11 protein-coding genes are annotated in these 12,745 nt (G+C 69.5%); 8 read left to right on the top strand and 3 right to left on the bottom strand.

The features are described from left to right. Window positions 1–113: 113 nt before the first annotated feature. Window positions 114–1,346: a glycoside hydrolase family 88 protein gene (locus OHT51_RS36535; protein WP_328883167.1), complete on the top strand. Its 1,233-nt coding sequence runs from the start codon at window positions 114–116 to the stop codon at window positions 1,344–1,346. 16 nt (window positions 1,347–1,362) lie between these two features. On the opposite strand, the gene OHT51_RS36540 is transcribed toward OHT51_RS36535, so the two are convergent. Further along, complete coding sequence (locus tag OHT51_RS36540) at window positions 1,363–2,640, bottom strand: alginate lyase family protein (RefSeq protein ID WP_328883168.1); 1,278 nt, start codon at window positions 2,638–2,640, stop codon at window positions 1,363–1,365. A 217-nt stretch (window positions 2,641–2,857) separates the two neighbouring features. Between OHT51_RS36540 and OHT51_RS36545 the strand changes: the two genes are divergently transcribed. From OHT51_RS36545 to OHT51_RS36565, 5 genes are all read left to right on the top strand, one after another. After that, window positions 2,858–3,943, top strand: coding sequence for an S-(hydroxymethyl)mycothiol dehydrogenase (locus OHT51_RS36545; RefSeq protein ID WP_328883169.1), 1,086 nt, complete (start codon window positions 2,858–2,860; stop codon window positions 3,941–3,943). Beyond that, a complete protein-coding gene (locus OHT51_RS36550; RefSeq protein ID WP_328883170.1) occupies window positions 3,943–4,572 on the top strand; it encodes an MBL fold metallo-hydrolase in 630 nt (209 codons plus the stop codon). Before OHT51_RS36545 ends, OHT51_RS36550 begins: the two co-directional genes overlap by 1 nt. 196 nt (window positions 4,573–4,768) lie before the next feature. Next, window positions 4,769–5,131 carry a bifunctional 3-phenylpropionate/cinnamic acid dioxygenase ferredoxin subunit gene (locus tag OHT51_RS36555; RefSeq protein ID WP_328429278.1) on the top strand — a complete coding sequence of 121 codons (363 nt, stop codon included), beginning with the start codon at window positions 4,769–4,771 and terminating at the stop codon, window positions 5,129–5,131. After that, window positions 5,128–6,291, top strand: a complete 1,164-nt coding sequence (locus tag OHT51_RS36560; protein WP_328883171.1) for an NAD(P)/FAD-dependent oxidoreductase — start codon at window positions 5,128–5,130, stop codon at window positions 6,289–6,291. The genes OHT51_RS36555 and OHT51_RS36560 overlap by 4 nt, the downstream gene beginning before the upstream one ends. Before the next feature lie 50 nt (window positions 6,292–6,341). Continuing rightward, on the top strand, window positions 6,342–7,472 hold the full coding sequence (locus OHT51_RS36565) for an aromatic ring-hydroxylating oxygenase subunit alpha (protein WP_328883172.1): 1,131 nt from the start codon (window positions 6,342–6,344) through the stop codon (window positions 7,470–7,472). A 9-nt stretch (window positions 7,473–7,481) separates the two neighbouring features. Here the strand turns inward: OHT51_RS36565 and OHT51_RS36570 are convergent, their stop codons facing one another. Further along, window positions 7,482–8,264 carry an IclR family transcriptional regulator gene (locus tag OHT51_RS36570; RefSeq protein ID WP_328884558.1) on the bottom strand — a complete coding sequence of 261 codons (783 nt, stop codon included), beginning with the start codon at window positions 8,262–8,264 and terminating at the stop codon, window positions 7,482–7,484. 166 nt (window positions 8,265–8,430) lie between these two features. Between OHT51_RS36570 and betA the strand changes: the two genes are divergently transcribed. Continuing rightward, the gene (gene betA / locus OHT51_RS36575; protein ID WP_328883173.1) at window positions 8,431–10,101 is read left to right on the top strand and encodes a choline dehydrogenase; all 1,671 of its coding nucleotides are present in this window, start codon (window positions 8,431–8,433) and stop codon (window positions 10,099–10,101) included. A gap of 75 nt (window positions 10,102–10,176) precedes the next feature. Here the strand turns inward: betA and purU are convergent, their stop codons facing one another. Next, a complete protein-coding gene (gene purU / locus OHT51_RS36580; RefSeq protein ID WP_328883174.1) occupies window positions 10,177–11,058 on the bottom strand; it encodes a formyltetrahydrofolate deformylase in 882 nt (293 codons plus the stop codon). Between the two features lie 215 nt (window positions 11,059–11,273). On the opposite strand from purU, the gene OHT51_RS36585 reads away from it, so the two are divergent. Further along, the gene (locus OHT51_RS36585) at window positions 11,274–12,743 is read left to right on the top strand and encodes an aldehyde dehydrogenase family protein (RefSeq protein ID WP_328883175.1); all 1,470 of its coding nucleotides are present in this window, start codon (window positions 11,274–11,276) and stop codon (window positions 12,741–12,743) included. Window positions 12,744–12,745 lie beyond the last annotated feature (2 nt).

The following is a 12,745-nucleotide window of genomic DNA, read 5'->3' on the forward strand; positions in this document are numbered from 1 at the left end:
CTCGACAGGTCATTCACACTGATGAACATGGCTCACGTGGGTGTACAGCACTGCGTCCGCCGTGCAACGCTCGGTCAACTCCGCTCTTCCCTTGACCAGTTGGAGGAACCGGCATGAGCGTTTCCCGGCGGACGGTGCTGGCCACAGCGGTCGGCGCCGCAGCGACAGGCGCCTCCTCGACACCCGCCACGGCCGCGGATGTGAACGCCGGTCGGGCACCGGCACCGACCCTGCGCAAGCTCCGCGCGGCGGCCGACTACGCCGTCGAGAAGCTGCACACCGTCGCACCGACCGTGACCGCCTTCCCCGTCGGCACCAAGTTCGAGAAGTGGACCTACTCGCAGAACGGCGACTGGGTCGGCGGGTTCTGGCCCGGCACGCTGTGGATGGCGTGGCTCTACAGCAAGGACGACACCTTCCGCACCCAGGCGCTGGCCTCCGCCCAGAAGCTCGCCCCGCGCCAGTACGACACCGGCACGCACGACCTCGGCTTCCTCTTCTACCCGTCCTGGGTCACCGCCTGGCGGCTGACGGGCGACGAGGCATGGCGGACCGGTGCCGTACGGGCGGCCGACTCCCTGATCCAGCGGTACAACCCGCGCGGGCGCTTCATCAGAGCGTGGGGAGCGCTGAACGACCAGGGGAACGCCGGCCGGGTCATCATCGACACGATGATGAACCTCGACCTGCTGGCGTTCGCGAGCGGCCGGACCGGCGACGACACGTACCTGGACATCGCGGTGGAGCACGCGAAGACGGCTCAGCGGGTCTTTCTGCGCCCGGACGGATCGACGCCCCACGTCTACGACTTCGACCCGAACACCGGCGCCGCGATCGGCCCGAACACCGTGCAGGGGTACAGCCCCACGTCCTGTTGGTCGCGCGGTCAGGCGTGGGGGCTGTACGGGTTCACCACGATGTACCGCCGCACCGGGAACGCCGAGTTCCTGGCCACCGCCCGCCGACTCGCGGACTTCGCGATCGGGGCGCTCACCCCGGACCACGTCCCGGTGTGGGACTACCGCGCGCCGCAACAGCCGTACGACATCAAGGACGCGTCGGCCGGGGCGATCATGGCGTGCGGACTGCTCGACCTGTCCGCGGCCACCGGCAGGCCCGCCTACCGCGAGGTGGCGCTGCGGCTGCTCACCGCGCTCGCGGAGACGTGCCTGACGCGGAACTCGGCCCGTGCGGAAGCGGTGGTGGCCCGCTGCACGCGCAACCGGCCGGCCGAGGACGGGATCGAGATCTCCCTCCCGTACGCCGACTACTACCTGTTGGAAGGCATCCTGCGGGTGTTGCAGCCGCAGGACGTCGACCGCGCGATCGACCTCTCCAGGGTCTGAACCGGCGGGCCGGCGGTCACCCCGCGATGGAGTCCAGCTGTTCCGCCGCCGGGCGCAGGGCCCACAGGTCGCCGCCCGGCGGCTCCTCCAGCAGCGGAACGGCCCGCTGTGCCTGCCGGTCCCCGGCGTCGGCGGCCGCGTGCACGACGTCGGTCGCCGCGTACCGGTGGAACTCCATCTCGAGGTGCGGCCAGGCGGCCGCTCCCGTGGCCGCGGGCAGCAGATAGTCCACGGCCTTGAACAGGCTCTGCCCGTCAGGTCCTCGGTAGGCCCACAGGTTCACACCGACATGTCGGCCGATGTCCGCGAGCCGGGTGTAGGCGACCAGGTCGAACGTCGAGTAGTGCCAACTCCTGGTCCGGGTCAGCTCCTGCGGCTGGCTGCCGTCGGACGCGATCTGCGGCGCGATGCGCTTGCTCCGGGCGTCCAGGACCGTCCGGCGGGCCAGGTCCTCGTCGCCGGTCGCGTAGGCGAGGGCGGCGAGCTGCATGTCGTAGAAGGTGCCGTGGTTGTTGGTGGCCGCGGCCTCCTGCTTGCCGAAGTCACTGTTCCTGAGCCAGTCCCGGAAGGCGGTGTTCCACCGCGTCATGCCGGTGCGGTCCTTCGCGGTCCAGCCGGGGGCGCCCGTCTGAAGCAGGGCGAGTGCGTCGAGGACGCTGGTGTACGACTGCGAGAAGTCGATGATGCCGATGGCGCGGCCGTCGTACTTGCACGGAATGAACTGGGCGTGGTCGAGGTTCGGGTTCATCCTCGTGGCCGGATCGAGGAACCAGGTCCGCAGCACCTGCCCGGCCTTCTCGGCGTACCGCTTGTCGCCGGTGTAGTACCAGGCGAGCGAGAGGTCGTAGCTGGAGTCGAAGGTCTTCTCGACGTCCTGGCGGTCGGTGCCGGAGTCGACCTCCGGGTTGCGCTCGCCGTCACGTTGCACATACGGGCAGCCCCACGGGTTGTCCGGGGTCGGCGCCTTGGTCGGCCACCAGTACGGCGCCTGGCTGAGGTAGTCGTGGACGTCGCCGCCTGGCGCGGGCCGGGGCTTGTCGACGACCGTCCAGGGGCCCTGGTTCAGCCATCTGTCGGCGCGCGTCCGCAACGCCCGTAGTGCCTGCCGGAGTTGGGGGTCACCGCGGTCGAGACGGATCTTCGTCTGGTGCAGACGCTGACCGTCCAGGACGGCGGTGTGGGGGATGCGAGGGGCCCGCTGTGCCTCGGCCGGAGCCGAGGCTGCGGGGACGGCGCCGGTGGTGAACGCGGCCAGGACCGCCAGCAGGACACCCAAGCGGGATCTTGCAGTCATGAGCCACTCCCTGACTGGTGTTCAAGAGTGTGAATAGCGTTCAGATCCGTGGTGGCGTGAGCATGCCACGGCGGTCGGTTCCATGGAAGGGGGCATGCCGCGGTTTGTCGGGCTCTTGACCGCCGTTCGGCTCTCCCTGATGCTGTGTTGCGACGTACGAGATGTGTGCCGTAATGAGCAACATCTGATTCCGGTCTCGACCAGCCGAGGAGTGGCCATGACGCACCAGGTCCGTGCTGTCGTCGCGCGGGGCAAGGGCGCCCCCGTCAGCCTGGAGACGATCCTCGTGCCGGATCCGGGCCCGGGCGAGGCGTTGGTGAAGATCGAGGCCTGCGGGGTGTGCCACACCGACCTGCACTATCGCGAGGGTGGCATCAACGACGACTTCCCCTTCCTGCTCGGTCATGAAGCCGCCGGTGTCGTGGAGTCGGTGGGGGAGGGCGTCACCGATGTCGCCCCCGGCGACTTCGTCGTCCTCAACTGGCGTGCGGTGTGCGGGCAGTGCCGGGCCTGTCTGCGCGGCCGGCCGTGGTACTGCTTCGCCACCCACAACGCGAAGCAGAAGATGACCTTGCCGGACGGCACCGAGTTGTCGCCGGCGCTGGGCATCGGTGCGTTCGCGGAGAAGACGCTGGTTGCGGCGGGGCAGTGCACGAAGGTCGACCCGGCCGCGTCGGCGGCCGTGGCAGGCCTGCTGGGCTGCGGGGTGATGGCGGGCATCGGCGCTGCCATCAACACGGGCAACGTCGGCCGGGGTGACTCGGTCGCCGTCATCGGCTGCGGCGGTGTCGGGGCCGCGGCGGTCGCGGGGTCCGGCCTCGCGGGCGCGGCGAAGATCATCGCGGTGGACATCGACGACCGCAAGCTGGAGACCGCCAGGAAGCTGGGCGCGACGCACACCGTCAACTCCAAGGACGCCGACGCGGTCGAGGCGATCCGTGAGCTGACAGGCGGTTTCGGCGCCGACGTCGTCATCGAGGCGGTCGGCGGCCCGGAGACGTACAAGCAGGCCTTCTACGCCCGCGACCTCGCCGGCACGGTCGTCCTCGTCGGTGTCCCGACCCCGGAGATGAAGCTGGAGCTGCCGCTGCTGGACGTCTTCGGACGCGGCGGCGCCCTGAAGTCGTCGTGGTACGGCGACTGCCTGCCGAGCCGTGACTTCCCGATGCTGATCGACCTCCATCTGCAGGGCCGGCTGTCCCTGGACGCCTTCGTCACGGAGACCATCGCGCTGGACGACGTCGAGAAGGCCTTCGAGCGCATGCACGACGGCGACGTCCTGCGCTCCGTGGTGGTCCTCTGATGGCCGCCCGCATCGAACGCCTCGTCACCTCGGGGACGTTCTCCCTGGACGGCGGCACCTGGGACGTCGACAACAACGTGTGGATCGTCGGCGACGACACCGAGGCGATCGTCATCGACGCCGCCCACGACGCCGGGGCGATCGCCGAAGCCCTCGGGGACCGCACCTTGCGGGCCATCGTGTGCACCCACGCCCACAACGACCACATCGACGCCGCTCCCGAACTCGCTCAGCGCACCCGGGCCCCGGTCCTGCTCCACGCCGACGACCTGCCGCTGTGGAAGCAGACCCACCCCGACCGGATGCCCGACGGCGATCTGTCCGACGGCCAGGTGCTCACAGTGGCCGGCATCGAACTGACCGTGCTGCACACGCCGGGCCACGCCCCCGGAGCGGTCTGTCTGTATGCGCCGGCCCTGAGGGCGCTCTTCAGCGGCGACACCCTGTTCGCCGGCGGGCCGGGGGCGACGGGGAGGTCGTACAGCGACTTCCCGACCATCGTCGAGTCGATCCGGGAGCGGCTGCTGACGCTGCCGGGCGACACCGTCGTGCACACCGGGCACGGGGACACCACGACCGTGGCCGCGGAGGCCCCGCACCTCCAGGAGTGGCTCGACCGCGGCTTCTGACCGCCCCCGGGATGGTTTCCGTACGGCGCCCGTTCCACCTGTTTCCGCAGGTGGTTCGGGCGTTTCGAGCTGCCCGGAAATCGTGTGAACGGCCTGTCCGAACGAGCCCCATGGATGCCTTGACAACGCTTCCGAGCGGCCTTCAGACTGGCGTTGCGCTCATCGCAATCCGTTTCGCTATACGCACCGAGGTGTCATGATGATTCCCGCGTGCCGTCTCGCGGATCTCCCGCGAGGCGAGGCCCTCCGGCTCGATATCGATCCGCCGGTCTCGGTGTTCCACACCGACGATGGCGAGCTCTTCGCCATCGACGACACCTGCACCCACCAGGACGCGTCGCTCGCCGACGGCTGGCTGGAGGGCTGCGAGGTGGAATGCCCGCTGCATGCCTCGAAGTTCGACCTGCGTACCGGCGCGGTCGACGCCCCGCCGGCGAAGCTCCCGGTCCGGACCCATGAGGTCGTCGTCGAGGACGGCGTGGTCCACGTCCGGCTGTCCATGGACGCCCCCAACCTGCCGCCCTGCATCGCAGCCCGGCTCGCCGGGGGAGTCGCGTGAGGACGGTGGCCGTGGTCGGCGCCTCGCTCGCCGGTCTGTCGGCGGCCCGCTCCCTGCGCAAGCAGGGCTACGACGGACGGCTGGTCGTCATCGGGGACGAGCTGCACCGCCCCTACGACAGGCCCCCGCTGTCCAAGGAGTTCCTGGCCGGCACCCTCGGCGAGACGGAGCTCGCGCTGGAGACGGACGACGAGGACCTGCGGGCCGAGTGGCTGCTCGGCTCCCGCGCCGTCGGACTCGACCGCACGGAGCGCACCGTCCGGCTCGCCGACGGACGCGAGGTGCGCGCCGACGGAGTGGTCCTCGCGACCGGCGCCGCGGCGCGTACGCTGCCCGGCTCCGAGGGCCTGTCCGGGGTGCACACCCTGCGCACCCTGGACGACGCCCGCGCCCTGCGCGACGAACTGGCCCGCGGCGGACGGCTGGTGGTGATCGGCGGCGGCTTCATCGGGGCGGAGGTCGCCTCCACCGCGTACGCCCTCGGGCTCGACGTGACCGTGGTGGAGGTGGCGCCGACACCGCTCGCGGGACCGCTCGGCGAGACCATGGGTGCCGTCGTCTCCGCGCTCCACGCCGACCACGGCGTACGGCTGTTGTGCGGTGTGGGCGTCAAGGGACTGAGCGGGGAGACCCGCGTCGACGCCGTCCTGCTGGAGGACGGCCGCAGCCTCCCCGCCGACATCGTCGTGGTCGGGGTCGGCGCGAGTCCCTGCGTGCAGTGGCTGGACGGCTCCGGCGTCGAACTCGACAACGGCGTCAAGTGCGGGGCGGACGGCCGTACCAGCCTGGCCGGTGTGGTCGCGGTCGGCGACTGCGCCAACTGGTACGACCCCCGCGCGGGCTTCCACCGCCGGGTCGAGCACTGGACCGGTGCGCGGGAGCGCCCCGACGCCGCGGTCGCCGCGCTGCTGGCGGGGGGTGCGGTGGCACCGGGTGTGCCCCGGCCGCCGTACTTCTGGTCCGACCAGTACGGCGTGAAGATCCAGTTCGTCGGGCATGCGGCCGGCGCCGACAGCGTGACCGTCGAGGCGGGCGCCACGGACGACCGTGACGTGCTCGCCGTCTACCGGCGTGCCGGGGACCCGGTCGCCGTGCTCGGGATGAACCAGCCGCGCCTGTTCACCCGCTGGCGCAAGCAGCTCGCCGCGGCGACGTCCTGACCCCGCCCCTGAGGCATCACCCAGCCACGACGTTCTCCGAGGAGTGCACCGTGACCTCGACCAGCCTGCCGGACAGTCTGATCGCCACTCTCCCCGGCTCCTCCTACACGGATCCGGTGATCTTCGCCCAGGAGCAGGAGCGCATATTCGAGACCATGTGGTTCTGCGTCGCGCGCGCGTCCGACCTCGCGAAGCCCGGCGCCTTCCGCACCTTCGACGTGGGCCGCGAGAGCATCCTCGTCACCCGGGCGAGGGACAACGGCATCCGCGCGTACTTCAACGTGTGTCGGCACCGCGGAGCCAAGCTCTGCACCCAGGAGTCCGGCGAGGTCAAACGGGCCTTCCAGTGCCCGTACCACGCCTGGACGTACGACCTGAGCGGCAAGCTCGTCGCGGCACCCAACCTCACCAAGATGCCCGACGTCGGCCGCACCGAGTACGGCCTGGTGAGCGTGGCCGTGCGTGAGTGGCTCGGCTATGTGTGGGTGTGCCTCGCGGAGAACCCGCCCTCCTTCGAGGAGGAGGTCATCGGTGAGATCGTCGCCCGCCTCGGCGACGTCGAGTCGATCGAGCGCTACGACATCGACAGCCTCTCCGTGGGCCGGCGGATCGTCTACGAAGTCCGGGCGAACTGGAAGCTCATCATCGAGAACTTCATGGAGTGCTACCACTGCGCCACCATCCACCCCGAACTCACCGAGGTGCTCCCGGAGTTCGCGGACGGTTACGCCGCCCAGTACTACGTCGGACACGGCGCCGAGTTCGGCGAGGACGTCCAGGGTTTCACCGTCGACGGGTCCGAGGGACTGGACCGTATCCCCGGGGTTGCACAGGACCAGGACCGCCGCTACTACGCGATCACCGTCCGGCCGCAGGTGTTCATCAACCTCGTCCCCGACCACGTGATCTTCCACCGGATGTATCCGGTGTCCGTCGACCGCACGATCATCGAGTGCGACTGGCTCTACCTCCCGCACGTCGTCGAGAGCGGCAAGGACGTCAGCCGGTCCGTGGAACTCTTCGACCGGGTCAACCGCCAGGACTTCGACGCGTGCGAACGCACACAGCCCGGCATGAGCTCCCGGCTGTATGCCAAGGGGGGCGTGCTGGTGCCGAGCGAGCACCACATCGGTGCCTTCCACGACTGGGTGAACGAGCGTCTCGGCGTCCCCCGGTCGTAGCCGGGCGGGTCAGCCCAGGTAACCCATTCGGTGGCTGATCTCCTCGGCGCCCTTGAGCAGCACCGGGGAGAGCTCGTGCAGACGCTCCTCGGTGAAGCGGTAGGCGGGCCCGGAGGCGCTGAGGGCCGCGACGACCTCGCCGTCCCGGTTGCGGACCGGCGCGGCGATGGCGTGCAGGCCGATCTCCAGCTCCTCCAGAGTGAAGGAGTAGCCGCGCTCGCGGGCCTCGGCGAGGTTCTTCTCGAGCTTGGTCTTCGCGGTGATGGTGTTCGGGGTGACCTTCTTCATGCCCGTGGTGGACAGCAGCGCGGCGCGCGCCTTCGCGGGCATGTGGGCCAGCAGGATCTTGCCGCTCGACGTGGCGTGCAGCGGGGTCAGCTGGCCGACCCAGTTGTGCGCTGTGATCGCGCCCGGGCCGCGAACCTGGTAGAGGTTGATCGCGTAGTGCTCCTGCATGACGGCGATGTTCACGGTCTCGCCGAGCTCCTCGGCGAGGCGTTCGCAGACCGGACGACCCTGCTGGGTGATGTCGATACGGCCGGTGACCGCGCCGGCCAGCCGGACGATGCCGAAACCGAGCCGGTACTTGCCACGCTCGCCCGCCTGCTCCACCAGACCGCGCGCCTCCAGGGCGCCGAGCAGGCGGAAGGCGGTGGACTTGTGCACATCGATCTCGGCCGCGACCTCGCTGACGCCGGCTTCACCACGCTGGGCGAGGATCTCCAGCACGCTGATGGCACGATCCACCGACTGGACCCCGCCGGCCTGCGAGTTCGACGTTTCCGTGTCCATGCTGTAGTTGCTCACAGTAAAACTATACGCGCAGTAAACAACGCCACGGCAAGCAACAGAGCCGTGATCAGCCCGCAAAAAGTTGCGCGGTTCGCAACCTGGTGCGTATCGCGAACCCACCGCTAGCATGCCTCGCGTATCAAAGGCGCGAGCGAGACGAGGCACCATGGCACCTGTGCACTTCGACTTCCTCATCGTCGGCGGCGGCTCGGCCGGCAGCGCACTGGCGAACCGGCTCTCCGCGGACCCGGCGAACCGGGTGTTGGTACTGGAGGCGGGCCGCTCCGACTATCCGTGGGACGTCTTCATCCAGATGCCCGCGGCGCTGACCTACCCGATCGGCAACCGGTTCTACGACTGGAAGTACGAGTCCGAGCCCGAGCCCCACATGGGCGGCAGGCGCGTCTATCACGCGCGCGGGAAGGTGCTGGGTGGCTCCAGCAGCATCAACGGCATGATCTTCCAGCGCGGCAACCCCATGGACTACGAGCGCTGGGCGGCCGACCCGGGCATGGAGACCTGGGACTACGCACACTGTCTGCCGTACTTCCGGCGGATGGAGAACTGTCTGGCGGCCGACGAGGACGACGAGTTCCGCGGCCACGACGGCCCTCTCGTGCTCGAACGCGGCCCGGCCACCAACCCCCTGTTCGGCGCCTTCCTCGAGGCCACCGAGGAGGCGGGCTACCCCCGTACCGAGGACGTCAACGGCTACCGGCAGGAGGGCTTCGCCAAGTTCGACCGCAACGTCCATCGCGGCCGTCGCCTGTCCGCCTCGAAGGCGTACCTCAAGCCCGCCATGGACCGGCCGAACCTCACGGTCAGGACCCGCACCCTCGTCACCCGGGTCCTTTTCGAGGGCAACCGCGCGGTCGGCGTCGAGTGCCGGCGCGGCCGGGGCCCGGTCAAGCAGGTCCGCGCCAAGGAGGTCATCCTTTGCGGCGGCGCGATCAACTCCCCGCAGCTGCTCCAGCTCTCCGGTGTCGGCAACGCCGAGGAACTGCGCGCCCTCGGCGTCGACGTCGTCCACGACCTCCCGGGCGTCGGCGAGAACATGCAGGACCACCTGGAGGTCTACGTCCAGTACGCCTCCAAGCAGCCCGTCTCCATGCAGCCGTACATGGCGAAGTGGCGGGCCCCGTTCATCGGGCTCCAGTGGCTCTTCCGCAAGGGCCCTGCCGCCACCAACCACTTCGAGGCCGGCGGCTTCGCCCGCAGCAACGACGACGTGGACTACCCCAACCTGATGTTCCACTTCCTGCCCGTCGCGGTCCGCTACGACGGCTCCTCGCCCTCCGGCGGCCACGGCTACCAGGTCCATGTGGGCCCGATGTACTCCGACGCCATCGGCTCCGTGAAGATCAAGAGCAAGGACCCGAACGAGCACCCGGCGCTGCGCTTCAACTATCTCTCCACCGAGCAGGACCGCCGCGAATGGGTCGAGGCGATCCGCGTGGCCCGCAGGATCCTCGAACAGCCGGCCCTCGCCCCCTACAACGGCGGGGAGATCTCGCCGGGGCCGGGCGTCGCGACCGACGACGAGATCCTCGCCTGGGTGGCCGAGGAGGGCGAGACCGCCCTGCATCCCTCCTGCACGTGCAAGATGGGCACCGACGACATGTCCGTCGTCGACCCCACCAGCTTGCGGGTGCACGGAGTGGAGGGCCTGCGCGTGGTGGACGCCTCCGTGATGCCGTACGTCACCAACGGCAACATCTACGCCCCGGTGATGATGATCGCCGAGAAGGCCGCCGACCTCATCCTCGGCAGGAAGCCGCTGGAGCCGTCCACGGCCGCGTACTACCGCTACCCCGACGTCCGGAAGCAGGCGAAGTAGACGCGCGGCTGAAGCCTCGCCGTATACGACGAGTGGGCCGGGAAGCCGGCCCACTCACCCATGTGGCCGAGTCGTTCAGCGGAAAACGACCGTGCGGTTGCCCTCCACCATCACGCGGCTCTCGCTGTGCCACTTCACGGCGTGCGCCAGCACCTGCGCCTCCACGTCCCGTCCGACCGTGACCAGCTCGCCGGGGTCGAGTGAGTGGTCCACCCTGACCACGTCCTGCTCGATGATCTGGCCCTCGTCGAGGTCCGGCGTCACATAGTGGGCGGTCGCGCCGACCAGCTTCACGCCGCGCTGGTAGGCCTGCTCGTAGGGGCGCGCGCCCTTGAAGCTGGGCAGGAAGGAGTGGTGGATGTTGATGGCGCGGCCCTCCAACTGCTTGCAGAGGTCGTCGGAGAGGATCTGCATGTAGCGGGCCAGCACCACCAGGTCGATGTCCAGCTCCTGCACCAGCTCCAGCAGCCGCGCCTCGGCCTCCGGCTTGGTCTCCTTGGTCACCGGGACGTGGTGGAAGGGGACGCCGTACGTCTGCGCGAGTCCCTCGAAGTCCCGGTGATTGGAGACGATCGCGGGGATCTCGATGTTGAGGGAGCCGGAGCGCATGCGGAACAGCAGGTCGTTGAGGCAGTGTCCGAACCTGGACACCATGATCAGTGTCCGGACCGGCGTGGCGGCCTCGCTCAGCGCCCAGGAGATGCGGTAGGCCTGAGCGACGGGACCGAACCGGTAACGCAGGCTTTCCAGGGCGACGTTCGGATCGGAGACGTCGAAATGGACCCGCATGAAGAAGCGGTCCTGGAGTCGGTCGTCGAACTGCTGGCTTTCCAGGATGTTTCCGGAGTTCCTGACGAGAAAGCCGCTCACGGCGTGAACGAGACCGGCACTGTCGGGACAGGAGAGGGTGAGAACGTACTCGCGGCCGGATGACGATCGGGGGAACTTGGGGGACACGTCGGCCTCCGTCGGTGCGCATTGCACAACATGGTGAGCGATACGCAACATGGTCTGCTCGGTGCCGCTTCCGGTCAAGGGTGGCCGGGAACGTGATCGCATGGTCAAATCGTCATCGGCCAACCTCTTGACGTGCGTCCGGTCGTTCGCAAGGGTGTTCCACCACAAGCAATCGGGTGCACGATGCGCAACGACTTCGTTGAAAGGCTCGGCGCGTGGAAGACCTGTACGTGGATGGCGAATGGCGTGAGCCGGTGGCCGGCGGGCAGCGGGAGATCCGCTGCCCCGCCGACGGCACGCTCGTGGCGACCGTGTCGGAAGGGACACGTGCCGACACCGAGGCGGCGATCGCCGCGGCCCGCCGCGCCTTCGACGAGGGGACCTGGCCGGGCACTCCCGAGCGGGAGCGCGGCGCACTGCTGCTGCGCACCGCCGACCTGATGGAGCGCGACGCCAAGGAGTTCGCCCGCGCCGAGTCCCTGGACACCGGCAAACGGCTGGTGGAGAGCGAGTACGACATCGCCGATGTCGTCTCCTGTTTCCGCTACTACGGCGGCATGGCGGGCACCGACGCCGGCCGTGTGATCGACACCGGCCGTGACGACGCCGTGAGCCGCGTCGTCCACGAGCCGGTCGGCGTGTGCGGACTGATCACGCCCTGGAACTACCCGCTGCTGCAGGCCAGTTGGAAGGTCGCCCCGGCGCTCCTGGCCGGCAACACGATCGTCCTCAAGCCCAGTGAGCTCACCCCCTCCACCTCCATCCTGCTGATGAAGGCCCTGGAGGAGGCCGGGCTCCCGGCCGGCGCGGCAAACCTCGTCCTGGGCCCGGGGCCCGAGGCGGGCGCACCGCTCAGCGAGCACCCCGCCGTCGACATGGTCTCCTTCACCGGAGGCGTTCAGACCGGCAAACGCATCATGGCCACCGCCGCCGCGAGCGTGAAGAAGGTGGCGCTGGAACTCGGCGGCAAGAACCCCAACGTGGTCTTCGCCGACGCCGACTTCGAGACGGCCGTGGACTTCGCGCTCACGGCCGTCTTCCTGCACTCCGGGCAGGTCTGCTCGGCCGGCGCCCGGCTGATCGTCGAGGACCGCCTGCACGACCGCTTCGTCGACGAGGTCGTCCGCCGTGCCCGGCAGATCCGCCTCGGCGGCCCCTTCGACCCCGAGGCCGAGACCGGGGCGCTGATCTCCGCACAGCACCGCGCCAAGGTCGAGGCGTATGTCGCGGCCGGCATCGGCGAGGGCGCCGTACTGCGCTGCGGCGGCGCCCGGCCGGACGACCCCGCCCTGGGAGACGGCCACTACTACCTGCCCACCGTGCTCGACGAGTGCCGACAGGACATGCGCGTGGTGCACGAGGAGTCCTTCGGACCCGTGCTCACGGTCGAGCGCTTCACCGACGAGGACGACGCCGTACGCATCGCCAACGACACCGAGTACGGACTGGCCGGAGCCGTCTGGACGCAGGACGCGGGCAAGGCCCAGCGCGTCGCGCGGCGGCTGCGTCACGGCACGGTGTGGATCAACGACTACCACCCCTATGTGCCGCAGGCGGAATGGGGTGGGTTCGGGCATTCGGGCGTGGGCCGGGAGTTGGGACCGACCGGCCTGGACGAGTACCGGGAGACCAAGCACATCTGGCAGAACATCCAACCCCGGCCGCAACACTGGTTCCGCGGCTGAAC

The organism is Streptomyces sp. NBC_00299 (assembly GCF_036173045.1).
Lineage (GTDB): Bacteria > Actinomycetota > Actinomycetes > Streptomycetales > Streptomycetaceae > Streptomyces > Streptomyces machairae.

What these genes read in the sequence shown, in the direction of transcription:
- OHT51_RS36555 (WP_328429278.1), top strand. Translation starts at nt 4,769, where the DNA reads ATGATGATTCCCGCGTGCCGTCTCGCGGATCTCCCGCGAGGCGAGGCC.
- betA (WP_328883173.1), top strand. Translation starts at nt 8,431, where the DNA reads ATGGCACCTGTGCACTTCGACTTCCTCATCGTCGGCGGCGGCTCGGCC.
- OHT51_RS36550 (WP_328883170.1), top strand. Translation starts at nt 3,943, where the DNA reads ATGGCCGCCCGCATCGAACGCCTCGTCACCTCGGGGACGTTCTCCCTG.
- OHT51_RS36540 (WP_328883168.1), bottom strand. Translation starts at nt 2,640, where the DNA reads ATGACTGCAAGATCCCGCTTGGGTGTCCTGCTGGCGGTCCTGGCCGCG.
- OHT51_RS36570 (WP_328884558.1), bottom strand. Translation starts at nt 8,264, where the DNA reads ATGGACACGGAAACGTCGAACTCGCAGGCCGGCGGGGTCCAGTCGGTG.
- OHT51_RS36545 (WP_328883169.1), top strand. Translation starts at nt 2,858, where the DNA reads ATGACGCACCAGGTCCGTGCTGTCGTCGCGCGGGGCAAGGGCGCCCCC.
- OHT51_RS36535 (WP_328883167.1), top strand. Translation starts at nt 114, where the DNA reads ATGAGCGTTTCCCGGCGGACGGTGCTGGCCACAGCGGTCGGCGCCGCA.